The organism is Pseudomonas sp. DCA-1, from assembly GCF_046523955.1.
GTDB classification, from domain to species: domain Bacteria; phylum Pseudomonadota; class Gammaproteobacteria; order Pseudomonadales; family Pseudomonadaceae; genus Aquipseudomonas; species Aquipseudomonas putida_Y.
Genome location: NZ_CP169881.1, coordinates 3,853,141 through 3,878,042 on the forward strand (window position 1 = coordinate 3,853,141; position 24,902 = coordinate 3,878,042).

22 protein-coding genes, 1 tRNA gene and 1 pseudogene are annotated in these 24,902 nt (G+C 62.4%); 13 read left to right on the forward strand and 11 right to left on the reverse strand.

All coding sequences use genetic code 11. From position 1 onward, the window contains the following. Positions 1 to 15: 15 nt before the first annotated feature. Together ACE4QZ_RS18195 and ACE4QZ_RS18200 are read left to right on the forward strand one after the other, a co-directional pair. Complete coding sequence (locus ACE4QZ_RS18195; RefSeq protein WP_003248738.1) at positions 16 to 237, forward strand: YgdI/YgdR family lipoprotein; 222 nt, start codon at positions 16 to 18, stop codon at positions 235 to 237. A gap of 80 nt (positions 238 to 317) precedes the next feature. Then, positions 318 to 394 (forward strand) — tRNA-Pro (locus ACE4QZ_RS18200). A gap of 107 nt (positions 395 to 501) precedes the next feature. Here ACE4QZ_RS18200 and ACE4QZ_RS18205 read toward each other — a convergent pair. The 3 genes and pseudogenes from ACE4QZ_RS18205 to ACE4QZ_RS18215 form a co-directional block, all read right to left on the reverse strand. Further along, positions 502 to 1,269 carry a methyl-accepting chemotaxis protein gene (locus tag ACE4QZ_RS18205; protein ID WP_373939451.1) on the reverse strand — a complete coding sequence of 256 codons (768 nt, stop codon included), beginning with the start codon at positions 1,267 to 1,269 and terminating at the stop codon, positions 502 to 504. A 165-nt stretch (positions 1,270 to 1,434) separates the two neighbouring features. Beyond that, positions 1,435 to 2,169: pseudogene (locus tag ACE4QZ_RS18210) on the reverse strand (methyl-accepting chemotaxis protein); the annotation flags it as partial. 120 nt (positions 2,170 to 2,289) lie between these two features. Beyond that, a complete protein-coding gene (locus ACE4QZ_RS18215) occupies positions 2,290 to 4,053 on the reverse strand; it encodes an ABC transporter transmembrane domain-containing protein (RefSeq protein ID WP_410480103.1) in 1,764 nt (587 codons plus the stop codon). 210 nt (positions 4,054 to 4,263) lie between these two features. Between ACE4QZ_RS18215 and ACE4QZ_RS18220 the strand changes: the two genes are divergently transcribed. Then, a complete protein-coding gene (locus ACE4QZ_RS18220; RefSeq protein WP_003248731.1) occupies positions 4,264 to 4,437 on the forward strand; it encodes a PA1571 family protein in 174 nt (57 codons plus the stop codon). A 114-nt stretch (positions 4,438 to 4,551) separates the two neighbouring features. Here ACE4QZ_RS18220 and pdxB read toward each other — a convergent pair whose 3' ends face one another. The 3 genes from pdxB to rlmM all read right to left on the reverse strand — a co-directional run bounded on the left by pdxB (position 4,552) and on the right by rlmM (position 7,418). Then, positions 4,552 to 5,694, reverse strand: a complete 1,143-nt coding sequence (gene pdxB, locus ACE4QZ_RS18225) for a 4-phosphoerythronate dehydrogenase PdxB (protein ID WP_410480104.1) — start codon at positions 5,692 to 5,694, stop codon at positions 4,552 to 4,554. A 60-nt stretch (positions 5,695 to 5,754) separates the two neighbouring features. Next, entirely contained in the window at positions 5,755 to 5,997 is a 243-nt protein-coding gene (tusA, locus tag ACE4QZ_RS18230) for a sulfurtransferase TusA (RefSeq protein ID WP_003248727.1), read from the reverse strand. 356 nt (positions 5,998 to 6,353) lie between these two features. Beyond that, positions 6,354 to 7,418: a 23S rRNA (cytidine(2498)-2'-O)-methyltransferase RlmM gene (rlmM, locus tag ACE4QZ_RS18235; protein WP_003248725.1), complete on the reverse strand. Its 1,065-nt coding sequence runs from the start codon at positions 7,416 to 7,418 to the stop codon at positions 6,354 to 6,356. A gap of 224 nt (positions 7,419 to 7,642) precedes the next feature. Here rlmM and acnA point away from each other — a divergent pair, with 224 nt between their 5' ends. Beyond that, on the forward strand, positions 7,643 to 10,384 hold the full coding sequence (gene acnA, locus ACE4QZ_RS18240) for an aconitate hydratase AcnA (RefSeq protein WP_021785447.1): 2,742 nt from the start codon (positions 7,643 to 7,645) through the stop codon (positions 10,382 to 10,384). A gap of 250 nt (positions 10,385 to 10,634) precedes the next feature. Next, the gene (locus ACE4QZ_RS18245) at positions 10,635 to 11,906 is read left to right on the forward strand and encodes a methyl-accepting chemotaxis protein (RefSeq protein WP_410480105.1); all 1,272 of its coding nucleotides are present in this window, start codon (positions 10,635 to 10,637) and stop codon (positions 11,904 to 11,906) included. Between the two features lie 98 nt (positions 11,907 to 12,004). On the opposite strand, the gene ACE4QZ_RS18250 is transcribed toward ACE4QZ_RS18245, so the two are convergent. The 5 genes from ACE4QZ_RS18250 to ACE4QZ_RS18270 all read right to left on the reverse strand — a co-directional run bounded on the left by ACE4QZ_RS18250 (position 12,005) and on the right by ACE4QZ_RS18270 (position 15,537). After that, a complete protein-coding gene (locus tag ACE4QZ_RS18250; RefSeq protein WP_021785449.1) occupies positions 12,005 to 12,889 on the reverse strand; it encodes a pseudouridine synthase in 885 nt (294 codons plus the stop codon). A gap of 51 nt (positions 12,890 to 12,940) precedes the next feature. Then, entirely contained in the window at positions 12,941 to 13,249 is a 309-nt protein-coding gene (locus ACE4QZ_RS18255; protein ID WP_103443928.1) for a transcriptional regulator, read from the reverse strand. Positions 13,250 to 13,314: 65 nt separating this feature from the next. Next, positions 13,315 to 13,746, reverse strand: a complete 432-nt coding sequence (locus ACE4QZ_RS18260; RefSeq protein WP_021785451.1) for a D-Ala-D-Ala carboxypeptidase family metallohydrolase — start codon at positions 13,744 to 13,746, stop codon at positions 13,315 to 13,317. A 108-nt stretch (positions 13,747 to 13,854) separates the two neighbouring features. Beyond that, positions 13,855 to 14,094 carry a glutaredoxin family protein gene (locus tag ACE4QZ_RS18265; protein ID WP_010953106.1) on the reverse strand — a complete coding sequence of 80 codons (240 nt, stop codon included), beginning with the start codon at positions 14,092 to 14,094 and terminating at the stop codon, positions 13,855 to 13,857. Between the two features lie 234 nt (positions 14,095 to 14,328). Then, the gene (locus ACE4QZ_RS18270; protein ID WP_021785452.1) at positions 14,329 to 15,537 is read right to left on the reverse strand and encodes an ammonium transporter; all 1,209 of its coding nucleotides are present in this window, start codon (positions 15,535 to 15,537) and stop codon (positions 14,329 to 14,331) included. A 312-nt stretch (positions 15,538 to 15,849) separates the two neighbouring features. Between ACE4QZ_RS18270 and ACE4QZ_RS18275 the strand changes: the two genes are divergently transcribed. The 8 genes from ACE4QZ_RS18275 (at position 15,850) to dacB (ending at position 24,865) form a co-directional block, all read left to right on the forward strand. Continuing rightward, positions 15,850 to 16,164: a YqjD family protein gene (locus ACE4QZ_RS18275; protein ID WP_021785453.1), complete on the forward strand. Its 315-nt coding sequence runs from the start codon at positions 15,850 to 15,852 to the stop codon at positions 16,162 to 16,164. A 9-nt stretch (positions 16,165 to 16,173) separates the two neighbouring features. Continuing rightward, positions 16,174 to 16,548 (forward strand): phage holin family protein, encoded by a 375-nt coding sequence (locus ACE4QZ_RS18280; RefSeq protein ID WP_021785454.1) that lies wholly within the window; start codon positions 16,174 to 16,176, stop codon positions 16,546 to 16,548. After that, positions 16,545 to 16,874 (forward strand): hypothetical protein, encoded by a 330-nt coding sequence (locus ACE4QZ_RS18285; RefSeq protein ID WP_003248704.1) that lies wholly within the window; start codon positions 16,545 to 16,547, stop codon positions 16,872 to 16,874. The genes ACE4QZ_RS18280 and ACE4QZ_RS18285 overlap by 4 nt, the downstream gene beginning before the upstream one ends. 75 nt (positions 16,875 to 16,949) lie before the next feature. Further along, on the forward strand, positions 16,950 to 18,281 hold the full coding sequence (locus ACE4QZ_RS18290; protein ID WP_021785455.1) for a deoxyguanosinetriphosphate triphosphohydrolase: 1,332 nt from the start codon (positions 16,950 to 16,952) through the stop codon (positions 18,279 to 18,281). 282 nt (positions 18,282 to 18,563) lie between these two features. After that, the gene (locus ACE4QZ_RS18295) at positions 18,564 to 19,181 is read left to right on the forward strand and encodes a response regulator transcription factor (protein ID WP_021785456.1); all 618 of its coding nucleotides are present in this window, start codon (positions 18,564 to 18,566) and stop codon (positions 19,179 to 19,181) included. A gap of 8 nt (positions 19,182 to 19,189) precedes the next feature. Then, positions 19,190 to 22,822, forward strand: coding sequence for an ATP-binding protein (locus ACE4QZ_RS18300; protein WP_021785457.1), 3,633 nt, complete (start codon positions 19,190 to 19,192; stop codon positions 22,820 to 22,822). Positions 22,823 to 22,863: 41 nt separating this feature from the next. Then, complete coding sequence (locus ACE4QZ_RS18305) at positions 22,864 to 23,208, forward strand: YggL family protein (RefSeq protein WP_021785458.1); 345 nt, start codon at positions 22,864 to 22,866, stop codon at positions 23,206 to 23,208. A gap of 202 nt (positions 23,209 to 23,410) precedes the next feature. Continuing rightward, on the forward strand, positions 23,411 to 24,865 hold the full coding sequence (gene dacB, locus ACE4QZ_RS18310) for a D-alanyl-D-alanine carboxypeptidase/D-alanyl-D-alanine-endopeptidase (protein WP_021785459.1): 1,455 nt from the start codon (positions 23,411 to 23,413) through the stop codon (positions 24,863 to 24,865). Positions 24,866 to 24,902: the final 37 nt, after the last annotated feature.

Genomic DNA, 24,902 nt, shown 5'->3' on the forward strand with positions numbered 1-24,902 from the left:
ACTTGGAGAAACACGATGATCAAACGGACCCTACCCGCCTTCCTGCTCGCCTTGGGCTTGGGCGCCCTCGCCGGCTGCTCGACTCCAACCGTCATTACCCTGAACGATGGCCGGGAGATCCAGGCAACCGACAAACCGTCCTACGACGAAGACTCTGGCTTCTATGAATTCGAGCAACTCGACGGCAAGCGCACGCGCTTGAACAAGGACCAGATCCGCACCGTCAAAGAGCTCTGACCAAGGCCCCGTTCAGGCCATGGCCCTTTAAACAACAAGGGCTTGCGGGCAAAAACGGGATGCAGTAGGATTTTGGTCATCGGAGTGTAGCGCAGCCAGGTAGCGCGTCTCGTTCGGGACGAGAAGGCCGCAGGTTCGAATCCTGTCTCTCCGACCAGATCCTTATCAAAAAGCCCGCCATGTGCGGGCTTTTTGTTGTGTGCGAAAAATGCCTCCGTGCGCGGGTTCAGCCGCTGTGGGCACCTGCAACCACTGCAGACCGAGTCAAGCGCTCAGGCGGGAGGTGACTTCGCCCAACTGCCCTGACAAACCATGCAGGCGCTGCCCCGCCTGCTCCGTATGCTGCACCGCTTCCTGATTGGCTGTGGCAATGCGGGTAATTTCGATCAGGTTGCGCGAGATATCTTCGGCTACGCTGGTCTGCTCCTCTGCCGCCGTGGCGATCTGCCGGTTCATGTCGCGGATCGCCTCCACCGCCAGGGTAATGCGTTGCAGCATCTGCCCGGCCTGCTCGACCTGCTCAGCCCCTTCCTGGCTACGTTGCTGGCCGCTTTCGATGGCCTTGACCGCCTCCACAGCCCCCGACTGTACCGCTTCGATGATCTGGTGAATCTCTGCAATCGACGCTGCCGTGCGCTGGGCCAGGCTACGCACTTCATCAGCGACTACCGCAAAACCACGCCCGGCTTCGCCAGCACGGGCTGCTTCGATGGCTGCGTTAAGCGCCAGCAGGTTGGTCTGTTCAGCAATGCCACGGATCACTTCCAGCACTTTGCCTATACGTGTGCTGTCATGCTCCAGATCGCGAATTACCGACGCCGTGCCGGCAATTTCGCGGTTGACCAACCCGATGATGTCGATGGTCTGCTGCATCACCTGCTCGCCCGCCTGGGCGCTGTGGTCGGCGTCATCGGCCGCACGGGCAGCCTCGGCGGCGTGGCGAGCGACCTCTTGGGCAGTGGCGGACATTTCGTGCATGGCCGTGGCCACCTGGTCGGTACGCTGGAACTGGTCATGAGTACCGCGGGCCATGTCACCGGCAATATTGCGCAACTGGCCGCTGGCACCTTCCAGCTCCTGAGCGTTGTCCTGCAGCCGGCCGACGGTGTCGGCAAGGAAGTCACGCAGGGTGTTGGCTGCCCGCGCCAGGCGCCCCAACTCATCCTCCCGACGGCTTTCGACCCTGGCAGCAAAGCAGCCCTGGCTGAGCTGCGCGACGTACTCGATCAACTGACGGATCGGCTCGATCAGGCTACGGTTGACCAGCCACAGGCTGAGCAGCCCCACCAGCACCGCAGAAGCCAGCATCACCAGCAGGCCCAACCATACCGTGCGCTCGGCACTGGCATTGATGCTGTCTGCACGCTGACGGGCATCGGCGCGCAGCTGCTCGACCAGTTCGCTCATCTGCTCACTGGCGGCACGATCCACGCCTTTGACCGCCCGGTCTCCCGCTCCCGGATCGCCGCCTGCCGCAAGGAAGGCCTGGCGGCCTTGCGCATAGGCCTGGCCCAACTGGCGGTGGCTGTCGCGCAATTGCTGCAGCGACGCCTTGAGCGTGGCATCGCTATTGTCGATCAATTGCCCGAGCAGTTGTTGTACTTGCTGTTCGCGGGCCTGGAACTGCTGCCAGTACTTGTCCATCTCCGCTGGCTGGCGCCCGCGCAGTAGCACGTTTTTCCATTCCTGCACCTGTATCTTGAACTGCAGGTTGGCTTCGTCAATCAATTGCGAGGCCCGCAGCGGCCCGTCGACCAGCTCGGCGTAGCCACGCACGCTGGACGACAGGAACTGGAAACACACCAGGGCGATCAGCAGCATCGCCAGCACACTGCCGCCGAGCAGCGAAAGAATTTGCACTCTGAGGGATTTACGCAACATCGAGGGTCTCGGAACCAGAGGGAGTAGGCTGAGGCCGCTGTACAGCCTCATTACTGGCAGGCCAAAAAAAAGCTGCCATCACGCAATGGCAGCCAGGTCGAGCACTTACGCAACAGTTGAGACAAATACTCTCAGGCAATTACTACAGAAATGTTACAAGGCCGCGACACGCTAACCGGTGGTGAACTGCAGCGCTGCCAGCCGTGCATACAGCGGGCTGTCCTCGATCAACTGACGGTGGGTGCCCACCGCCACCAGCCGACCCTGGTCGATGACCGCGATGCGCTCGGCGTGCTGCACTGTGGCCAGGCGATGGGCGATCACCAGCGTGGTACGGCCGGCCATCAGCCTGGGCAGCGCTTGCTGGATCAAGTATTCGCTTTGTGCATCGAGGGCACTGGTGGCTTCGTCCAGCAACAGGATCGGCGCATCGACCAGCAAGGCCCGGGCGATCGCCAAGCGCTGACGCTGCCCGCCGGAAAGGCCTATGCCGCCCTCCCCCAGTTGTGTCTGGTAGCCTTGGGGCAATTGCCGTATGAATTCGTCGGCATGGGCGCCGCGGGCTGCTGCTTCGACTTCAGCCAAGGTCGCCTCGGGCCGGCCATACCGAATGTTGGCCTCCACCGTGCCACGGAACAACGAGGGGTTCTGCGCCACCAGGGCGAACTGCCGGCGCAGCTGGTCGGGATCAAGCTCGGTAACCGGCTGGCCATCAAGCAGGATGCGGCCTTGCTGAGGGTCGTAAAAGCGCAGCAACAAATCGAACAGGGTCGACTTGCCTGCCCCGGAAGGGCCTACCAGGGCGACGGTCTGCCCAGGCTCGATGGTCAGGCTCAGGCCGTCAACAGCCGCCACTGTGGGCCGTGAAGGATAAGCAAACACCACCTGCTGCAACTCGATACGCCCACTGGCCCGCTGCTGTGGCAGCACCTGCGCCACGGCAGGCGGCAGGATGGCACTTCGCGCGGCCAACAATTCGGCAGTGCGCTCGGCAGCACCCGCGGCCCGCTGCAGTTCGCCGATCACCTCACTGAGGGTACCGAAGGCGCTGCCGACGATCAGGCTGTAGAACACGAATGCAGCCAGCTCGCCTGCGGATATGCGCCCGGCGATCACATCCATGCCGCCGACCCACAGCATCACCCCCACCGCCCCCAACACCAACACGATCACCAGGGTAATCAGCCAGGCACGCTGGGCAATCCGCTTGCGGGCAACCGTGAACGCTGCTTCGACCGTATCGGCGAACAGTTCGCGGTCGTGCGCCTGGTGGTTGTAGGCCTGCACGGTCTTGATCTGCCCCAGCGTCTCAGCCACGTAGCTGCCCACATCCGCGACCCTGTCCTGGCTCTGCCGCGACAGGCTACGCACCCGACGGCCGAACAACAGGATCGGTGCCAGCACCAGCGGCAACGTTACCACCACGATGCTGGTGAGCTTGGGGTTGGTAATGAACAGCAATGCCACACCACCAATGACCATCAGCGCGTTGCGCAGGAACATCGACAGCGATGAACCGATCACGGATTGCAGCAAGGTGGTGTCCGCTGTCAGCCGCGACTGGATCTCGGAGCTGCGGTTGTCTTCGAAAAAACCTGGGTGCAGGCCGATCAGGTGGTCGAAGACGGCACGACGGATATCGGCCACACAGCGCTCGCCAATCCACGACACCAGGTAAAAACGGCTGAAGGTACCCACCGCCAGCGCCAGCACCAGCAGCAGGAACAGCCCGATGGTCTGATTGAGCTGGTGCGCGGAGCGGGTCATGAAACCTTGATCCACCAGCAGGCGGATGCCTTGGCCCATCGACAGGGTGATGCCAGCTGTGACTACCAGCGCCAGCAATGCCAGCAGCACCTGCCGGCGATAAGGGCGAACGAACTGCCAAGCCAGGCGCAAGGCGCGGCGTTGGCGCGGGGAAACCGATTCGGGCATGGCGACGACCACAAAGGGTGGGGAAGCGGCAGCCTACCACTCATCCCGGTCGGGAGACTGCATGAAGGTTGCTATAACGCATCGATCTAAACAGCTTATGGAGCTTTCACAGGCTTTCTGCTGGACTGTTGCTGCCGTGACCCAGAAGCTGTCACAGGCCAGTCACGGCGCAGGGCTACCCTGAGCTTGAACCTGAAGAGGAGACAGTGCATGAGCTTGCAGCATGGCAGTGATAACCAGAAGCCCCAGACCTCCCCGCAACCGCAAGTATGCGGTTCGATCATCGACGCCAAAGGGCGCGAAGTGCCGATCACCGAGCAGATGATCCAGCAGGCCTGCAAGGCCCTGGAAGAAAGCCGTGTCGAGCGCGTACGCAAAGGTTGATCGGCGAATTCTTTGCAACCCGGCGCTTGCGCCGGGTTTTTATCTGCCCAGCCAGTGGGCTTGACCACCCCCACAGATAACCGTACATACCTGCAAGGTCACGACAAGGTTTGCTTAGACCAACACCCCACCCAGGGCACTGACCAACTGCGCCAACTGCGGCGCCTCCCCGTGCAAGCGCACGGCCAGCCCCTCGATCTCGCGCCTTGGCGGGTATTGCTTGCGCAACTGGTCGAACGCCGCTCGCTGTTGCTGCGGATCATCGCTCAGGCTACGGCGGAAATCGGCATCATCGCGGCGCGGGTCATACACGGCGCGACACAGGGTGGCCAAGGCCCAGGACAGGTCGGTGCTGGCATCCAGATCGATCTGCGCCAACGGTGGCCTTGGCAGCAGCTCGGCCAGTCGCACCTGCTCGTCCACACCCAGGAAGCGGCACAGCGCCTGGTAGATCTGCGCCGTACCACGCTGGCGGCCATCGAGGCTATAGCCGGCAATGTGCGGCGTAGCCAGTGTGCACAGGTCGGCCAACTGCAGGTCGACCTGCGGCTCCCCTTCCCACACATCCAGCACTGCGTGCACGTCTTCGCGGTCCAGCAGCAGCTCGCGCAGGGCCACGTTGTCCACCACCGGGCCACGGCTGGCGTTTACCAGCCAGGCACCTGGGCGCAACTGTGCCAGCTGCGCCTGCCCCAGCAGGTGCCAGGTCGGGTACTCGCCGCCGCGTTGCAATGGGGTATGCAAGCTGATCACATCGCACTGCTGCAGGATGGTTTCGAGGCTGACGTAGTCGCCGCCCTCGGCGGCCTGACGCAACGGGTCGCACACCAGCACCTTCCAGCCCAGGCCGTGCAGCACCCGCACCAGACGGCCACCCACTTCACCCGCGCCCACAACGCCATACACGCGCTCAGGCAATGCCACGCCATCCAGCTCGGCCAGGGTCAGCAGGCTGCCCAGCACGTAATCGACCACGCCGCGGGCGTTACAGCCAGGCGCGCTGCTCCAGCGGATACCGGCCTCTGCAAAGTAGTCCAGGTCCAGATGATCAGTACCAATGGTGCAAGTGCCGACAAAGCGTACACGGCTGCCTTCGAGCAACTGACGGTCGACCTTGGTCACCGAGCGTACCAGCAGGATATCGGCGTCCTTGACGCTGGCAGCATCGAGGCTTCGGCCGGGGTAGCGGCGAATTTCACCGAACCCCTGGAAGAAGGCATCGAGCAGCGGGATGTTCTCGTCGGCAACTATCAGCATGGTGCTCTCCTGTCTGGGGAGAGCAGTGTAGGCGCAACGCCGGGCCTGTTCCAGAGCGATTCAGTCGGCTTTCTTGCGGATCCAGTACAGGAAAGTGCCGGCGTCCTCTTGCTGCTGCAGCAGCTCGTGGCCGAGGAAGTTGCAGAACTTGGGGATGTCGCGGCGGGTCGACGGGTCAGTGGCGATGACCTTGAGCAGGCCGCCGGCGGCCAGGTTGCGTACGTGCTGGTGCAGCATCATCACCGGTTCCGGGCAGTTCAGGCCGGTGGCATCGAGGATGGCGTCGGGGGTGAAATCGGTCATGGGGGGCTCCGAAAATGATCGCTATTGTCGCGCATAGCGCGGTGCGGTCCAAGGGGGCTTAGACGCATGCCTTCAGCATTGTGTGAATATTGAGATCGAGCGCCGCCCGCGCGGCGCATCGCGAGCTTCGCTCGCTCCTACGTTTGTTTCTGGCCAGTAACGCCTGTTACAGGCGCGCGCGACCGTTTTGTTTGTACGACGCAATATCGCGCCAAGCGCCAAAGCGTTCGCGCGCAAATGGCACAGAAATAATTGGCCCGAAACAAACGTAGGAGCGAGCGAAGCTCGCGATGCGCCGCGCGGGCGGCGCTCGATCTCAATGCAAACAGCAAATGCAAACCATCCACCTGAAACGCTCAGCGCGGTTTCAAATCGAGCCGCCTCAGGTGGCAAGTCACTTCCTCGCGGTCGTGGTACAGCTGCTTGCAGGCGATCGACACCTTGATCTTGCGTGCCTTGAATGTCGCCTCCATACGATCGAGCAAGCGCCGTACTTCGGCATAACGCTGCTTCATCGGCAACTTCAGGTTGACCACTGCCTCGCGGCACAGCCCTTCACCCAGCCAGGTTTCGATCAGCGAGGTGGTACGCGCCGGCTTCTCGACGATATCGCACACCATCCAGTCTACCGGCTGCTTCGGCTGCCAGGTAAACCCATCGGCCATCAAGTGCTGGACCAGGCCGGTGTCCATCAGGCTTTCGGCCATCGGCCCGTTGTCGATGGCTGTCACCAGCATGCCGCGGCGCACCAGCTGGTAGGTCCAGCCACCCGGCGAGGCTCCCAGGTCGACGCCGGTCATGTCATCACCCAGGCGCTGCTCCCACTGCTCACGCGGAATGAACTGGTGCCAGGCTTCTTCCAGCTTGAGTGTCGAACGGCTGGGCGCCTCGCGAGGGAACTTCAGGCGCGGGATGCCCATGGGCCACAAGGCGCTGTTGCTGGCCGATGCAACGCCGACAAATACCCGCCGGCCGCTGATGAAGGTCAGTAGCAAACGTGGGCGGCCAGGGTCATCGACCAGGCGGCCGGCCTTCTCCAGGGCCTTGCGCAACGGCACTTCGAACTTTCGGCAAAAGGTGGACAATTCCTTGCCTTCGTTGCTGTCCAGCACCTCCAGCCAAAGGCTGCCGAACACCGGGAAGTCGGCCAACTGTGCCAGCAGCACACTGATGCGGTCACTTTCCGGCAGTTCGACGTAACCGCCACGTGCCCACTGCCGCGGGAAAATCAGCTGGTTGAAACGCAGTTCCCCCATCAAGCGCTCGGCACCGCCCTCCTCGCTACAGACAAACTCGGCACTGGCACTTTGCGGCTTGCCTTTGGCATAGCCGGCAACACCCAGGCGGGCGGCATGTTCGCTGATCTCGGCGCAAACCTCGCCCTCGAAACCGGGCCGGCAATGCATGAACAGGGTATTCATCTCTCACTCCACTACGGCTGGCGCACCACAGGCGCCGGCAGGGCGGCGATGATAAAGGAAGTTCGGAACCTGCGACACGCCCCGCCGGTCCAGAAAAGGGTCAGGTAGCCTAAACCGGTCTAACCTGACCACTCAGCCAGGTCCGTACCGTGCGGACCGATACAGAGCGGTGCTGCCGGCAAACCGTGAATATTTGCCGGGCACCGGTGCAGAAGGAGTTGGCAATGCCCTCGCTCGATAGCCTGAACACCCTCAAGCCCCTCAAGGTCGGCGACCAGACCTACCACTACTTCAGCCTCACTGAGGCCGCCCGCCAGCTGGGTGACCTGCAGCGCCTACCCATGTCGCTGAAAGTGCTGCTGGAAAATCTGCTGCGCTGGGAGGACGGCACAACCGTCACTGGCGACGACTTGCGCGCCATTGCCCAATGGCTTGGCGAACGGCGCTCCGACCGCGAGATCCAGTACCGCCCGGCGCGGGTGCTGATGCAGGACTTCACCGGCGTACCTGCCGTGGTCGACCTGGCGGCCATGCGCGCCGCCATGGCCAAGGCTGGTGGCGACCCACAACGGATCAACCCGCTGTCACCGGTCGACCTGGTGATCGACCACTCGGTAATGGTCGACCGCTACGGCACGCCGCAAGCCTTTGCCGAAAACGTCGACATCGAAATGCAGCGCAATGGTGAGCGCTATGCCTTTCTGCGTTGGGGCCAGAGCGCGTTCGACAATTTCCGCGTAGTACCCCCGGGCACCGGCATTTGCCACCAGGTCAACCTGGAATACCTGGGCCGCACGGTGTGGACCCGTGAGGCTGATGGCCGCACCTATGCCTTCCCCGATACCTTGGTGGGCACAGACTCGCACACCACCATGATCAACGGCCTGGGCGTACTTGGCTGGGGTGTCGGCGGCATCGAAGCGGAAGCGGCCATGCTCGGCCAGCCGGTATCGATGCTGATCCCCGAGGTAATCGGCTTCAAGCTGACCGGCAAGCTGCGAGAGGGCATCACTGCCACTGACCTGGTGCTGACCGTGACGCAGATGCTGCGCAAGAAAGGCGTGGTGGGCAAGTTCGTTGAATTCTATGGCGACGGCCTGGCCGAGCTGCCCCTGGCCGACCGCGCGACCATTGCCAACATGGCACCGGAATACGGCGCCACCTGTGGCTTTTTCCCGGTCGACCAGGTCACCCTGGACTATCTGCGCCTTTCGGGCCGCCCCGAAGCGACCGTGCAGCTGGTGGAGCAGTACTGCAAGGCGCAGGGCATGTGGCGCCTGCCCGGCCATGAACCGTCATTCAGCGACACGCTGGCACTGGACATGGACGAGGTCGAAGCCAGCCTGGCCGGGCCCAAGCGGCCACAGGACCGCGTAGCACTGGGCCAGGTCAGCCAAGCCTTCGACCACTTCATCGAGCTGCAGCCCAAACCGCTGGCCAAAGAAGTTGGCCGCCTGGAAAGCGAGGGCGGCGGCGGTGTGGCGGTGGGCAACGCCGACCAGACCGGCGCGATCGACTACAGCCATCAGGGCCAGACCCACACCCTGCGCGATGGAGCCGTGGTGATTGCCGCGATCACCTCATGCACCAACACGTCCAACCCCAGCGTGATGATGGCTGCCGGGCTGGTGGCGAAAAAAGCACTGGAAAAAGGCCTGCAACGCAAACCCTGGGTCAAGAGCTCGCTGGCGCCGGGCTCCAAGGTGGTCACCGACTACTTCAAGGCAGCCGGGCTCACGTCTTACCTCGACCAGTTGGGTTTTGATCTGGTCGGTTATGGCTGCACCACCTGCATCGGCAACTCCGGCCCGCTGGACGAGGCGATCGAGAAAGCTATTGGCAGCGCCGACCTCACCGTGGCCTCGGTGCTGTCGGGCAACCGCAACTTCGAAGGCCGCGTGCACCCGTTGGTCAAGACCAACTGGCTGGCCTCGCCCCCGCTGGTGGTGGCCTACGCCCTGGCCGGCAGCGTGCGCCTGGACCTGACGCGCGACCCGCTAGGCTCAGGCAAGGACGGCCAACCGGTCTACCTGCGTGATATCTGGCCGAGTCAGCAGGAAATTGCCGAGGCTGTGGCCAAGGTCGATACGGCGATGTTCCACAAGGAATACGCCGAAGTGTTTGCCGGTGATGCGCAGTGGCAGGCCATCGAGGTGCCACAGGCCGCCACTTACGTGTGGAAGGCTGACTCCACCTACATTCAGCACCCACCGTTTTTCGACGGCATCGGCGGGCCGCCACCACAAATTGCCAATATTCACGGCGCACGGGTGCTGGCGCTGTTGGGCGACTCCGTGACCACTGACCACATTTCCCCCGCCGGCAACATCAAGACCGACAGCCCGGCCGGGCGCTACCTACGGGAACAGGGTGTGGAGCCACACGATTTCAACTCCTACGGTTCGCGGCGCGGCAACCATGAAGTGATGATGCGCGGCACCTTCGCCAACATCCGTATCCGCAACGAAATGCTGGCAGGAGAAGAAGGCGGTAACACCTTGCATGTGCCCACTGGCGAGAAGCTGTCGATCTACGACGCAGCCATGCGTTACCAGCAGGAAGGCACCCCGCTGGTGGTGATTGCCGGCCAGGAGTACGGCACCGGTTCGAGCCGCGACTGGGCAGCCAAGGGTACCAACCTGCTGGGGGTCAAGGCCGTGCTGGCGGAAAGCTTCGAGCGTATCCACCGCTCCAACCTGGTGGGCATGGGCGTGTTACCGCTGCAGTTCAAGGCGGGGCACAACCGCAAACAGTTGGGGCTGACCGGCAAGGAGCAGATCGATGTACTGGGGCTGGACGGTGCACATCTCCACCCCGGCATGAGCCTGCCCTTGCGCATTACCCGCGAAGATGGCCAGCAGGAACAGATCGAGGTGCTATGCCGGATTGATACCCTGAACGAGGTGGAGTACTTCAAGGCGGGGGGGATTCTGCATTATGTATTGCGCCAGATGATCGCTGGCTGAGACGGATAGCCTGGCACAGGATTTGTGCCGTTTTCTAAACCGAGCGCCGCGCGGGCGGCGCTTGGTCACATGGGCGCCGGTGCCCCACAGCCGTATGCGTCCAAGTCCCTCGCGACAGGGCTGGCCCTTGGCCACCCATTCGGTCATCATCTGACTCACCCGTCATTGATGGCAATCAATGAACCAAATATCCATTCAATAAAACCAGCGGCTTGCCGATACCTGTCGAAAGCCCTGCGGACTATCACCCATGCGTAACAACCAGCCGATTACCCAGAGAGAACGGACTTTCCCTGCCCAGCAGCGGTTGATCTCCACTACCAACGCCAAGGGTGTGGTGACCTACTGCAACGATGCCTTTATCGAAATCAGTGGTTTCACCCGCGAGGAGCTGACTGGCGCACCGCACAACCTGGTGCGCCACCCCGACGTACCGCCTGCCGTGTTTGCCCATATGTGGCAAACCCTCAAGCAGGGCCAGCCGTGGATGGGTATCGTCAAGAACCGCTGCAAGTCCGGCGACCATTACTGGGTCAACGCCTATGTCACCCCCATCTTCGATAACAACCAGGTCGTTGGCTTCGAGTCGGTGCGAGTCAAGCCCACCGCCGAGCAGATCCGCCGCGCCGAGGCTCTGTACCAGCGCATCAACCAAGGCAAGCCGCCGGTACCGCGCCGCGACAAGTGGCTGCCGGTGCTGCAGGACTGGCTACCGTTCATCCTGATCAGCCAGGTGGGCTTCCTGATTGGCAACTGGCTGGGTCATTCCTGGGGCTTTGCCTTGGCCGCAGGGCTTTCGGTACCACTGGGCCTGCTTGGCCTGAGCTGGCAGCAACGCGGCCTCAAGCGCCTGCTGCGCCTGGCCGAGCAAACCACTTCCGACCCACTGATCGCGCAGATGTACACCGACAGCCGTGGCGTGCAGGCGCGCCTGGAAATGGCCATGCTCAGCCAGGACGCACGCATGAAAACCTGCCTGACACGCCTACAAGACAGTGCCGAGCACCTGAGCGACCAGGCACGGCAGTCCGATGCCTTGGCGCACAAGAGCTCTTCGGGGCTGGAGCGCCAGCGGGTGGAGACCGAACAAGTCGCCGCTGCGGTAAACCAGATGGCTGCCACCACCCAGGAAGTGGCCAACCATGTGCAGCGCACCGCCGAATCCACCGGGCAGATCCACGGCCTGATCGCCAAGCTGCAACAAACCGCCAGCAACGCAGTGCTGACCATGGAAACCGGCCACCGCCAGGCACAGGAAGGCGTTGATCGGGTAATGCAGGCCGACGAGGCGCTGGTAGGCATCAGCGAAGCGGTAGCCAATATCACCGACATGGCTACCCAGATTGCTGCTGCAACCGAGGAGCAGACCGCAGTGGCTGACGAGATCAGCCGCAACATCAGCACCATTGCCGAACTGGCCGACCAGACCGCCGAACAGGCGCAGCACTCGGCACTGCTGAGCGAGGAATTGACCAGCACTGCGGGCAGCCAGTATTCGCTGGTGGAGCGTTTCAACCGCTGAAGCTCACGGCTTGCCGCGCCACCGCTGTGGGTGGGCACCGGCTTTGCCGGTGTTCGCGGGCAAGCCCGCTCAAGGACCGCGTAAGCCCGCTTGCTGTGTCACCAGTCCAACCGCAAGCGGCTCTCGAAGTAGCGCTCTTCCCCGCTCAGCGGGTCCTCGAAACGCAGGCTTTGCGCCAGCAGTTTCAGCGGCCGCTGGTAGTCATCCTCTTCATTGAGCAATTGCGGATAGAACGGGTCATTGCTGATCCCTGCACCCAAAGCCGCCATGTGAACACGCAATTGATGGGTCTTGCCGGTCACTGGCGACAGCCCATAGCGCCATTGCTCACCGTTCTTCTCCAGCACCTCGGCCAGCGTTTCACTGTTGGCATCACCCTCCACCTCATGCATGCGGAAAAATGGCTCGCCATGCACCAGGCGGCTTTTGTGCACCAGCGGGAACACATGCTGCGGCATGGCAGCGGCAATGGCCTGGTAACGCTTGTCGATACGCCGCTCGGGGAACAGCCGCTGGTAAGCGCTGCGGCTGTGCGGGTTGGCAGAAAACAGCACAAGCCCGGCGGTGTGCCGGTCAATACGGTGCAACGGCACCAGGTGCGGGTTGTCCAGGCGACGGATCAGGCGGCGCAACAAAGTCTGCTCGACATATTCACCGGTCGGCGTCACCGGCAGAAAATGCGGTTTATCGGCCACCACCAGGTGCTCGTCCACATGCAGCACCACCTCCTGCACCGGGATCGGCCGTTCGTTCGGCACCTCACGGAAGTAATGCAAACGCATGCCACGCTTGTAAGGCAGGTCGGCGGCAACTGCCTGCCCCTCGGCATCCAGCACCCGGCCACGGGCAAAGCGGTCAAGCCACTGGGCGCGGTCAATAGCCTTGAAGTGATCACACAAGCAATCGAGCACGGTCACCCAGTTACCAGGTGGCAAGCACACCGTACTGGCTTGCTGGCGGGCGGGGTCGAAAGGCGTGGTCATGGCTGGGCTCGGGACATTGATGGCCGCGCATTATCGCCCAAGCCCGTGCCCTCAACCAGCCCGGGCCATCGCCTCGCAGCGCTCCTTCAGCCAGCGCAGTACCTGTACCGGCTCCCAGCGGCCAGGGTCATAGAGGGCATAGAGCAACCCCTGATAGCCCACCACATCCAACCCGCGGTGGTAACCGGCCCGCTGGAACAAGGCCTCGATCTCGGCGAAGCAGGTATTGAAGTGGACTTTGCCGAACGGCGTGCAGTCGCCGGTTACCAGGCCTTCGAGGCGCAGTTCCAGAACGGCGTCAGCCACCCGTTCCACGGGCATGCGGTTGACGCTGTACTTGAGTTGCTCGACATTGAGCATGGCTTCACCTCGATACTGTATTTATATACAGCATACGAACATCCCCTTGCTGCCGTCAATGCGCTTCATTGCAGCCCCGCCAGGTAGCCGCTGCCTTTGCGCAGGGTCAGCACCTGCCTGCGCGGCGTGCCGCGCGTCACCGACAGATGCACCCATTTGTCGAATTCCAGGATCAACTGATCGAAGGGCACCGCACTTTCGCTGATTCGCCGGACAGTCTCGCGCGGGCTGACCTCGATCACCGTGAAGTCCGCCGCCAGCCCTTGTACGTGCTGGCTGTCGGAGGCGCCACCGATCAACCGGTTGACCCTTTCACTGCGATACCCGCTGCTGATGATGATGGGCGCGTCGAACAATGCACGTACCTGCTCCAGCGCACAGCACAGCAATTGCAGGTTGGCCCTGGCTTCGAGGGGCGGTGCATTATCGAACCCGTCCCGGGCGGCGAGCTGGGAAACGGTCATTTCATCGAAGGTGAAATGTGGAGTGATCAGCATGGCGAGCTATTCCGATGATGGAGAAGGTTACCGGCGACGGTGCGCCTGCAACAGATCATCAGCTCGCTTCACAAATCATGGAGCAGGGTTGCAACTCCTCTGCAGCCATCATTGCCCAAGAAAGGCCACCACTTGTTCGGTATCGAAGGGCCAGTGCAGCTCGGCGCCGTTGTCACAGCGCCGCAGCACCGGAATGATCAGGCCATAACGCTCGAACAAAGGCTCGCTCTCGGCGATGTCGACCAGCTCTACCAGCAGGCCATGATCGACGAGGGGCATCAACACGGCCTCGGCCACTTCGCACAGGTGGCAGCCGAGGGTACCGAACAGTTGACATTCAGGCAGCATGGGGCAGGTCCCGGGTTGGCGTACACAACAGCCTATTCTAGTGTGGTGTTTCACAAATAACGACCATAACTCGCGGCGCTTTTTGCGCTCATGCGGCGTTGTCGCTCCTCGCCGTAGCTGGGCTACGACTCGTCGCGACGCCTTGCCTGAGCGCAACAATCGCTCGCGAGTTATTGGCCGTATTTGCAAAACACCACACTAGGCCCGCCACGCCCACCCTGCACCTGACCTGGCTCAATCCTGGCTGGTAGCACCGATCCGGTGCAGCGACAGGTCCGCGCCCTGGAACTCCTGCTCATGGCTCAAGCGCAGGCCATGCAGCGCACGGATTGCTCCATACACGGCAAAGCCACCGGCCAAAGCCACCAGCACCCCCATCAGGCTGCCCAGCAGCTGGCTGACCAGGCTGACACCGCCCATGCCGCCCAACGCCACCTGGCCGAACACGCCACAGGCGATGCCCCCCCACACGCCACACAGGCCGTGCAATGGCCACACACCCAGGACGTCGTCGATTTTCCAGCGATTTTGCGCTGCGGTGAAAGTCCAGACAAAGAGCGCCCCCGCCACCAGGCCGGTGACCAGCGCTCCAACCGGGTGCATCAGATCGGAACCTGCGCAAATCGCAACCAGCCCGGCCAGCGGACCGTTATGCAGGAAGCCGGGGTCGTTGCGCCCGGCCAGCAACGCTGACAGGGTGCCACCCACCATGGCCATCAGCGAGTTGATCGCCACCAGGCCACTGACACCCTGCAAGGTTTGGGCACTCATGACGTTGAAGCCGAACCAGCCGATGATGAGGATCCACGAGCCCAACGCCAGAAAGGGAATGCTCGACGGCGCGAACGCCACCAAGCGGCCCTCGCGGTAGCGCCCACGGCGCGCGCCCAGCAGCAGCACCGCCGCCAGCGCCAGCCAGCCCCCCATGGCGTGTACCACCACGGACCCGGCAAAGTCATGGAACGGGGCGCCGAAGCGAGCCTGCAGCCAAGCCTGCACGCCCAGGTTGCCGTTCCACACCACACCCTCGAAGAACGGATAGACGAACGCCACGATCAATGCCGTGGCGCACAACTGCGGCACGAATCGCGCCCGCTCGGCGATGCCCCCGGAAATGATCGCCGGAATCGCCGCCGCAAAGGTCAGCAGGAAGAAGCACTTGACCAGTGCATAGCCATGGTCGACAGCCAGCGTCGCTGCCGGCTGGAAGAAGTTGACCCCATAAGCGATCCAGTAGCCTATAAAGAAGTAGACCAGCGCCGAGATGGCAAAGTCGCTGAGGATCTTCGACAAGGCGTTGACCTGGTTCTTGTGGCGCACCGTGCCCACTTCAAGAAACGCAAAGCCGGCATGCATGGCCAGCACCAAGATGGCGCCCATGAGAATGAACAGGGTGTTGGAACCGTGGACCAGAGAGTCCATAGCGCTGTGCATGTTTTCCATGAAATAGGCAGACCTGCTGAAAAAGGCACCAGGACAGTTCAAGAACCTGCATCCCTGCACCGAATCGGTGCCAGCCCCTACCCTGTTCACGTGAGCGGGGTGAAGCCTGCGTGGTTTTTTCTTGGGTTTGTCGTGGATTGGGTTAAGGTTTATCGGTATTCGCTGCGCCGGCGCCCTGAAACGGCGCAAAACCGGTCACAGGCGCTCCGCAACGTGGCAAAAACTTAGCAAGGCCCATACCAGCAGCCGCACTTGAACCTTCCATGCGTGCTGTCACTCGAACTACCAACACTCATCGACAGGGAGAGACCCATGGCCAGCAAATCGGCAAAGAATGCACAAGAGATATTGATGGCTGACTTCCAGGCCTTGGTGCGCGACACCGAGAAGCTGCTGGCCGACACCGCCAACCTGGCCGGCGACCAGGCCGACGAATTGCGCGAGCAGATTCACGAGCGCCTGGCCCAGGCCCGCGAAACCCTGCAACTGACCCAGGACTCGGTACGTGAACGGGGTCAGGCGGCGCTGGGCAGCGCCGAGCAGTACGTGCAGGAAAACCCGTGGCAGGCGATCGGCATCGCGGCCGGCGTCGGCCTGTTGATCGGTCTGCTGGCCAACCGGCGCTAAGGGGAACCCATGGAGAATGACGCCAACGGCGCCGGCGCTTCGGGCAAGCGCCTGGGTGCGGCCATGCTGGGGCTGCTGCACAGTCACATCGAGCTGTTCGGTATCGAGCTGCAGGAGCAGAAAGGCCGCACTTTGAGCCTGCTGCTGTTCGCCGGCCTGGCGCTGGTGTTCGCCCTGCTGCTGCTGACCGCACTGTCCGGGCTACTGCTGGTGCTGCTGTGGGACAGCTATCGACTGGCCGGTATCATTGGCCTGTGCGTGTTCTATGGCATTGCCGCACTGTACTGTGCCATGCGCCTGAAGGCGGCGGTGTTCGACGAATCATCGCCTTTCGGCGCCACCCTCGAAGAACTTGCCAAGGACAGGGAGCGCCTGTTGCCATGAGCCTGCCAGAACTGCCAAACACGCGTAACCCGCGTGAACTGCGCAAGGCGCTGCTGCGCCTGCGCATGGAGATGCACCGCCAGGAAATCCGCCATGAGTCCGGGCAGTTGCTTGAACCGCTGCGCCGCGTGCGCGGTATGGGCAGCTCACTACATGAAGGCCTGGGTATCAAGCATGCGCCACTGTGGGGCATCGGCGCCGTGGTGGCGCTGGGCTTTCTCACCGGCAAGGGCGTACGCAGCGGCAACCTGACCCGCCTGGTGCGCTTGGGCAGCACCCTGCTGCCGCTGGTGCGCCTCTACCTGCAAGGCGGCCGCCGCCCCTGACCTGCGCGCGACCCGGCAGCACAATGCCCTTGCTGCGGGGTATGCTGCTGCCTTCAAACTAAAGGAGTACGCGCCTTGGACTGGCACACCTTGCTTACCCGCGAACGGCTGGGCAAAGCCCTGTACAGCGCCGATGAACTCGGGCGCAGCCCCTTCCACAAAGACCATGACCGCATCATTTTCTCCGGTGCCTTTCGCCGCCTCGGCCGCAAGACCCAGGTGCACCCGGTGTCGAGCAACGACCATATCCATACGCGCCTGACTCATTCGCTGGAAGTCAGCTGCGTCGGCCGCTCGCTGGGCATGCGCGTCGGCGAAACCCTGCGCGACAACCTGCCGGACTGGTGCGCCCCCAGTGACCTGGGGATGATCGTGCAGTCAGCCTGCCTGGCCCACGACATCGGCAACCCGCCATTCGGTCACTCCGGCGAGGACGCCATTCGCCATTGGTTCCAGCAGGCCGCCGGGCGTGGCTGGCTGGACGACATGAGCGATGACGAGCGGGCCGACTTTCTAAACTTCGAAGGCAATGCCCAAGGCTTTCGCGTGCTCACCCAACTGGAATACCACCAGTTCGATGGGGGGACGCGGCTGACCTATGCCACCCTCGGCACCTACCTTAAATACCCTTGGAGCGCCCGCCATGCCGACGCCCTGGGTTACAAGAAGCACAAGTTCGGCAGCTATCAGAGCGAACTGCCGCTGCTTGAACAGATCGCCCGCAAGCTCGGCCTGCCGCAGCTGGAACACCAGCGCTGGGCGCGCCACCCGCTGGTGTATCTGATGGAGGCTGCCGATGACATCTGCTACGCGCTGATCGACCTGGAAGACGGCCTGGAAATGGAGCTGCTGCAATACACAGAAGTCGAAGGGCTGTTGCTCGACCTGGTCGGCGATGACCTGCCAGAAACCTACCGCCAGCTCGGCCCAAGCGACTCCCGCCGGCGCAAGCTGGCAATCCTGCGTGGCAAGGCCATCGAACACCTGACCAACGCCGCCGCCCATGCCTTCGTCGAGCAGCAGCAGGCGTTGTTGGCCGGGCAACTGGCGGGCGACCTGGTGGAACACATGCATGGCCCAGCCAAACGCTGCGTACTGCAAGCCAAGGACATGGCACGCAACAAGATCTTCCAGGACAAGCGCAAGACCCTGCACGAAATCGGCGCCTATACCACCCTGGAGATTCTGTTGAACACGTTCTGCGGGGCGGCCCTCGAACAGCACGGTGGACGCACGCCATCGTTCAAGAGTCGCAGGGTGCTGGACCTGATCGGCAACAATGCGCCAGACCCGCATGCCTCGTTGCACAGCGCCTTCCTGCGCATGATCGACTTCATTGCCGGCATGACCGACAGCTATGCCAGCGAAATGGCCCGGGAGATGACCGGGCGCTCCAGCCCGACCTGAACCGCGTCCGTGCAGCGCGGGCTCGGCCTGGCGCTGCACCACGCTTGCAGGAAACTTCCTACATCAACAGGAGCCAGACTAAACGGCACGAATATAAACTAATGAAAAGTTACCAAAATCGCTTTGACATCGAGTTAAGCACACCTAATCCGTAGCCCATTTTGTTTTATCTTGTAAGCCGTTTCCCATATAGGCCTAACAGCCATTCCCCGCACGCCCGACGACTTCCAACTGCGATAAGGTGCCCTCTGTCACCCTCAATCGATCGCAGGGAAATCGAACATGCACTCCATATTTATCGTTGACGACCATCCGGTAATTCGCCTGGCCGTCCGTATGCTGTTGGAAAACCAGAATTACAAGATTGTCGGCGAGTCGGACAACGGCGTAGACGCCATGCAGATGATCCGCGAGAGCAACCCCGACCTGGTCATTCTCGACATCAGCATCCCCAAGCTAGACGGCCTGGAGGTGCTGGCCCGCTTCCAGACCATGGCCCTGCCCTTGAAGGTTCTGGTATTGACTGCACAGTCCCCGGCCTTGTTTGCCGTACGTTGCATGCACTCAGGCGCAGCAGGTTATGTCTGCAAGCAGGAAGACCTGAGTGAACTGCTCAGTGCAATCAAGGCCGTACTGGCCGGTTATAACTATTTCCCCAGCCAGGCAATAAAAAACAACCAGACGACCGACAGTGACCTGCAACTTTTCCGACAGGTCAATGACCGCGAACTGATGGTACTTCAACTCTTCGCCCAAGGCCGCAGCAACAAGGAAATTGCCAAGGGCATGTTCCTCAGCAGCAAGACTGTCAGTACCTACAAGAAGCGCCTGATGCACAAACTGCAAGTCAATACGCTGGTCGACCTGATCGAGATGGCCAAGCGCAACGCGCTGGTCTGAACGTGGTCATGGCCCGAGCCATCAATCGCCTGCTGCTCGCCCTGCTGCTGTTCAGCGGCGCGACACAGGCTGTCCATCGCGAAGCCGCGTCCTTTACGTTGATCGCACGCTCATCGGCCCGACCGGTCCAGCCCGTGCTCACGCCCGAACAACGACAATGGCTCGAAGGCCGCCAGGAACTGGTGCTGGGTACGTCGGCACCCGACTATCCGCCGTTCGACATCACCGGTGGCGGCAACGACTACCAGGGCCTGACTGCCGAATATGCAAGCCTGATCGGCAAGGCCTTGCAGTTGCCGGTGAGGGTACTGCGTTTCTCCAGCCGGCAGGCGGCGGTAGAGGCGCTCAGGCACGGCGATATCGACCTGCTGGGCAGCGCCAATGGCTACGAAGCGGCCAGTGACGGCCTGGCACTGTCGCAGCCCTATGCCGTCGATCAACCCGTACTGGTAACGCGTGAAGACGAAAACCGGGCGCTGGACATGGACCTTGCCGGCATGCGCCTGAGCATGCTTTACCACTATTTGCCCAGACAGGAAGTCCTCAGCGCCTACCCCAAGGCCGAGCTGCTGGCCTTCAGTTCTTCCAGCCAGGCATTGAATGCCGTCGCGTTCGGCCAGGCCGACGTGTTCATCGGCGACACCATCTCCACGCACTACCAGCTCAACCGCGGCCATCTGCCCGGCCTGCGCATGGCCAACTTCGGCAAACACGAGGCCATCGGCTTCAGCTTTGCGTTGCGTCAGCAAGATACCTTGCTGCTGGACCTGGTGAACACCATCCTGGACAGGCAGAGCCCGGCCATACGCTCCAGTATCTTCAAACGCTGGAGCGCTGGCAGCGACCTGCTGCTGAGCGATCGCCAACTGCAGTTGAGCGAGGCCGAGCAGCAGTGGCTGCAGAAGCACCCGGTGATGCGCGTGGCGGCAGATGACGCGGCTGCACCACTGTCCTATTTCGATGATTCGGGGCATTTCCGAGGCATCACCGCCGACCTGCTGGAGCTCATTCGCCTGCGCACCGGGTTGCGTTTCGAAGTGCAGCGCGCCAGTGGCCTTGCCGACATGGTCGCTCGCCTCAAGGATGGCCGGGCTGATGTCATCGCCGCACTGGCCAGCGCCGGGAAAGCAGGGGACGACCTGCAAATCAGCCGCCCTTACCTCGAAAGCGCCTATGTGCTGGTAAACCGCAAGGGCAACAACACACTTAGCTCACTGGAGCAGTTGCAGGGGCACCGCATCGCCATTACCCGCTACAGCACCCTGAACGCCATGCTGTCCCGGGACTACCCCAAAATAAGCTGGGTCGAAACCGAAAGCGCGTTCTACTCCATGGCGTTGCTCAACAGTGGGGCCGTCGACGCGGTGATCACCACCCTGATCGACGCCAACCACGCCTTGGCCAGCAACCCTGAACTGGTCATCCGCACCTCGGTCGGCAGCGAACCCGCCAACTTCGCCATGGCCACCACTGGCCCGTCACAGGCGCTGCTGTCTATCCTCGACAAGGCTTTGCTGAGCATCTCACCGGAGGAGCTGGGGGTAATCAACAACCGCTGGCGCGGCTTTGGCAGGCATGAGGACGACAACGCCAAAGGCTACAGCCGCCTTGCCCTGCAGGTAGTGCTGGCCACCGCCGTGCTTCTGTTGCTGGCCTTGCTCTGGAATGCCCGCCTGCGCCTGCAAATTCGCCAGCGCCAGCACGCCGAACGCGCGCTGAATGACCAGCTGGCATTCATGCGCGCCCTGCTCAATGGTACACCCCACCCCATGTATGTGCGTGACCGCGAGGGTTGCCTGAAAAGCTGCAACTACAGCTACCTTGAAGCCGTGCAGGCCCGCTCCGACCAGGTGATCGGCAAAAAACTGAACGACAGCCTGTTTGCCGATTCCGAGCAAGCTCTGCAGATCCAGGCTGATTATCAGAAAGTCATGGCTGCGGGCTCGCCGCTGATCAAGGACCGTCCATTACGGATCAAGGGCCGGGACCTGACCATCTACCACTGGATCTTGCCGTACCGCGACTCCCTGGGTGAGGTGCAGGGGATCATCGGCGGCTGGATCGACATCAGCGAACGCCGCCAACTGGTCATGGAGCTGCGCCAGGCCAAGCAGCAGGCCGACGATGCCAACCGCGCCAAGAGCACGTTCCTGGCGACCATCAGCCACGAAATCCGCACCCCGATGAACGCCGTGATCGGCATGCTGGAACTGGCGGTCAAGCGCGCCGACCAGGGCCGGGTGGACCGCAGCGCGCTGGAACTGGCGCACCATTCGGCCAAAGACCTGCTAGGCCTGATCGGTGACATTCTGGACATCGTACGCATCGAGTCCGGGCACTTGTCCCTGGCCCCGGAGGTGGTCGACCTGGCGGCGCTGGTCGAATCGGTGGGGCGCATGTTCGATGGCCAGGCGCGGCAGAAAGGCCTGGCCCTGGAGGTGCAGATCGCTCCGGCCGCACGCTGCCATGTCCTGCTTGACCCGCTGCGCTTCAAGCAGGTGCTCTCCAACCTGGTGAGCAACGCCATCAAGTTCACCGAGCACGGTCAGGTACGCATCTGCGTCGCCCTGCTGGATGACGGTACCAGCACACCAGCGGTACTGGAGCTGGAGGTGCGCGACAGTGGCATCGGCATCCACCCCGACGACCTGCAGCGCCTGTTCAACCCGTTTATCCAGGCCAACCCGCACAGCCAGGGCGCCCGCGCAGGTACCGGGCTGGGCCTGGCCATCTGCCGCAACCTGTGCGAAATGATGGGCGGCAGCCTGTCCATGAAGAGCCTAGAGGATGTCGGTACCCAGGTGCGCCTGAAAATGCCGTTGCAACGGGTTGATGCCGCAGCGCAGCCGACACCTTTGCCCGAGCAGCTCGACGTGCCCGACCCACGGCTGAACGTGCTGGTCATTGATGACCACCCGGCCAACCTGCAACTGATGGCGCAACAACTTGGCTACCTGGGCCTGGAACACGCCAGCGCCCGCGATGGGCGGGAGGGCCTGGCCGCCTGGCGGGCAGGCGACTTCGATGTACTGGTACTCGACTGCAACATGCCGCACATGAACGGTTACCAGTTGGCGACTGCCGTGCGCGCCGAAGAACGCCATACCAGGCGGCCACGCTGCACCATACTCGGCTATACCGCCAACGCACAGCCGGAGGTACGCCGCAAATGCCTGAACGCCGGCATGGACGACTGCCTGCTCAAGCCCATCAGCCTGAGCACCCTCAGCCAGCGCCTGGCTGGCATTTGCCCGCGCCGCCAGCAACGCCCCCGACGCAAGCTGTATCAACTGGACGGCCTGGCCGCCGTGGTCGGGCCTGACCCGGTCGACCGCCAGCGCTTCCTGGAGGCCTTGCAACAGAGCCTTCAGGTCGACCTGGCCAGCCTGATGGCGCTGCACCCGCAGCTTGATAGCCGCGCCATTGCCGAGCAGGCCCACAAGGTGCTCAGCGCAGCGCGCATGCTGGAAGCCCCTGACTTGATGGCGGCCTGTGAAGCCCTCGAGGCCAGCGGTTTGACCACTGCCCAGGTGCGCCTGCGGCGCCAGGCACTGGCACGACATATGCGCCGAGTGGACCGTGCACTGGCCAGGGAATTGACCACAAGCACAGTTACTCAGGCAGGCAGCCAGGCGTGTTAACTGGTAGACTGCGCGGCGTTATTACCTAAGAGGATTGTTTCATGGCCACAAACCGCTCCCGTCGTCTGCGCAAGAAGCTGTGTGTCGACGAGTTTCAGGAATTGGGCTTCGAGCTGAACCTGGAATTCAAGGAAGATCTGGATGACCAGGCAATCGATGCTTTCCTCGACGCGTTCCTGGAAGAAGCCATGGACGCCAACGGCCTGGATTATGTAGGCGGTGACGATTTCGGCCTGGTGTGCTCGGTCAAACGCGGCTCGGTCAGCGAAGAACAGCGCGCTGCTGTTGAAGCCTGGCTCAAAGGCCGTGGCGAACTGACCAAGATCGAAGTCAGCCCGCTGCTGGACGCCTGGTACCCGGAAAAGCCGATCAACAAGGCTGAGTGATACTTGTCAGCTTCGGGCTGAAAAGGTTCATTGCTGAAAAGGCCACCCCACTCGGGTGGCCTTTTTTATTGGCGTTGCTTTTCCGTCGAACGTGACGCATCGCGGCTGCGCTTGGGGCATAATGCGTACTGTTTACGTCGTGGGGCCATCATCTCTTACAGCCCCAAAGCCCTTTTCCCTCGCCGCAGGGTATTCGCTCACTATGATCAAAACGCTTCGACCCCTCATTCTTGCCGGCCTGCTGTTGCCGCTTGCCTTGCCCAGCCACGCCGCCGTCAATACCACCCTGCCTGCCAAAGTGCAGCAGGCGCTCAAGGCCAACAAGCTGCAGGACACAGCGCTGTCGCTGGTGATGCTGCCGCTTGACGGCCCCGGCACCCCGACCGTGTTCAATGCTGATGTGTCGGTGAACCCGGCGTCGACCATGAAACTGGTCACCACCTACGCCGCCCTCGAACTGCTTGGCCCGACCTTCCAGTGGAAAACCGAGTTCTACACTGACGGCACCCTGAGCAACGGCGTGCTTAACGGTAACCTCTACCTTAAAGGTGGCGGTGACCCCAAACTGAACATGGAAAAGCTGTGGCTGCTGATGCGTGACCTGCGCGCCAATGGCGTGCGCACCGTCACCGGTGACCTGGTGCTGGACCGCAGCCACTTCGTGCAACCCAACCTGCCGCAGTTCAACGATGACGGCGGCGATGAAAACAAGCCGTTCCTGGTCAAGCCCGACTCACTGCTGGTCAACCTCAAGGCCCTGCGCTTCGTGGCCCGTAATGATGGTGGCAAGGTCACCGTCGCAGTCGAGCCGCCGATTGCCCGCATCCGCATCGACAACCAGGTCAAGCCGGTAGCCTCGAAGAAATGCACCGGTGATGTACGCTACAACCCGGTGCCTCAGGCCGACGGCATCAGTGTAACGGTCAGCGGCCAACTGGGTGACGGCTGCAACTCGCAAACCTATCTGTCGCTGCTCGACCACCCAACCTACGCCGCCGGTGCCGTACGCGCCATCTGGAGCGAACTGGGCGGCAACATCCAGGGTGGCGACCGCATCGAGAATGTGCCCAAGAGCGCTCGCCTGCTGGCCCGCGCCTTCTCGCCCGACCTGGTGGAAGTGATCCGCGACATCAACAAGTACAGCAACAACACCATGGCCCAGCAGCTGTTCCTGAGCCTTGGCGCGCAGTTCCGCACCGATGCCGACGGTGACGACGCCCGTGCTGCCCAGCGCGTGGTACGCCAATGGCTGGCGAAAAAGGGCATTACCGCGCCGCACCTGGTGATGGAAAACGGCTCTGGCCTGTCGCGTGCCGAACGGGTCAGTACCCGGGAAATGGCCGAGATGCTCAAAGCCGCCTGGAAGAGCCCTTACGCCGCCGAGTTCATGAGCTCGATGCCGCTGGTGGGCATGGACGGCACCATGCGCAAGCGTCTCAAGCGCACCGCGATGACCGGTGAAGGGCACATCAAGACCGGCACACTGAACACTGTACGGGCGATTGCCGGCTTCAGCCGCGACAGCAACGGCCATACCTGGGCGGTGGCGGCGATCCTCAACGACCCCAAACCGTGGGGTGCCTCGCAGGTGCTGGACCAGGTGCTGCTTGACCTGTATCGCCAGCCGAAGCTGGCTGGCAGCACAGCGGCCAACTGACTCCACCTGCCATCACCCGGGCCGGCTCCCGCGCTCG

Bases quoted from the DNA above. Each gene is read 5' to 3' on its own strand.
- ACE4QZ_RS18195 (WP_003248738.1), top strand. From the start codon at position 16: ATGATCAAACGGACCCTACCCGCCTTCCTGCTCGCCTTGGGCTTGGGC.
- ACE4QZ_RS18205 (WP_373939451.1), bottom strand. From the start codon at position 1,269: ATGGCCCGCGGTACTCATGACCAGTTCCAGCGTACCGACCAGGTGGCC.
- ACE4QZ_RS18215 (WP_410480103.1), bottom strand. From the start codon at position 4,053: ATGCCCGAATCGGTTTCCCCGCGCCAACGCCGCGCCTTGCGCCTGGCT.
- ACE4QZ_RS18220 (WP_003248731.1), top strand. From the start codon at position 4,264: ATGAGCTTGCAGCATGGCAGTGATAACCAGAAGCCCCAGACCTCCCCG.
- pdxB (WP_410480104.1), bottom strand. From the start codon at position 5,694: ATGCTGATAGTTGCCGACGAGAACATCCCGCTGCTCGATGCCTTCTTC.
- tusA (WP_003248727.1), bottom strand. From the start codon at position 5,997: ATGACCGATTTCACCCCCGACGCCATCCTCGATGCCACCGGCCTGAAC.
- rlmM (WP_003248725.1), bottom strand. From the start codon at position 7,418: ATGAATACCCTGTTCATGCATTGCCGGCCCGGTTTCGAGGGCGAGGTT.
- acnA (WP_021785447.1), top strand. From the start codon at position 7,643: ATGCCCTCGCTCGATAGCCTGAACACCCTCAAGCCCCTCAAGGTCGGC.
- ACE4QZ_RS18245 (WP_410480105.1), top strand. From the start codon at position 10,635: ATGCGTAACAACCAGCCGATTACCCAGAGAGAACGGACTTTCCCTGCC.
- ACE4QZ_RS18250 (WP_021785449.1), bottom strand. From the start codon at position 12,889: ATGACCACGCCTTTCGACCCCGCCCGCCAGCAAGCCAGTACGGTGTGC.
- ACE4QZ_RS18255 (WP_103443928.1), bottom strand. From the start codon at position 13,249: ATGCTCAATGTCGAGCAACTCAAGTACAGCGTCAACCGCATGCCCGTG.
- ACE4QZ_RS18260 (WP_021785451.1), bottom strand. From the start codon at position 13,746: ATGCTGATCACTCCACATTTCACCTTCGATGAAATGACCGTTTCCCAG.
- ACE4QZ_RS18265 (WP_010953106.1), bottom strand. From the start codon at position 14,094: ATGCTGCCTGAATGTCAACTGTTCGGTACCCTCGGCTGCCACCTGTGC.
- ACE4QZ_RS18270 (WP_021785452.1), bottom strand. From the start codon at position 15,537: ATGGAAAACATGCACAGCGCTATGGACTCTCTGGTCCACGGTTCCAAC.
- ACE4QZ_RS18275 (WP_021785453.1), top strand. From the start codon at position 15,850: ATGGCCAGCAAATCGGCAAAGAATGCACAAGAGATATTGATGGCTGAC.
- ACE4QZ_RS18280 (WP_021785454.1), top strand. From the start codon at position 16,174: ATGGAGAATGACGCCAACGGCGCCGGCGCTTCGGGCAAGCGCCTGGGT.
- ACE4QZ_RS18285 (WP_003248704.1), top strand. From the start codon at position 16,545: ATGAGCCTGCCAGAACTGCCAAACACGCGTAACCCGCGTGAACTGCGC.
- ACE4QZ_RS18295 (WP_021785456.1), top strand. From the start codon at position 18,564: ATGCACTCCATATTTATCGTTGACGACCATCCGGTAATTCGCCTGGCC.
- ACE4QZ_RS18300 (WP_021785457.1), top strand. From the start codon at position 19,190: ATGGCCCGAGCCATCAATCGCCTGCTGCTCGCCCTGCTGCTGTTCAGC.
- ACE4QZ_RS18305 (WP_021785458.1), top strand. From the start codon at position 22,864: ATGGCCACAAACCGCTCCCGTCGTCTGCGCAAGAAGCTGTGTGTCGAC.
- dacB (WP_021785459.1), top strand. From the start codon at position 23,411: ATGATCAAAACGCTTCGACCCCTCATTCTTGCCGGCCTGCTGTTGCCG.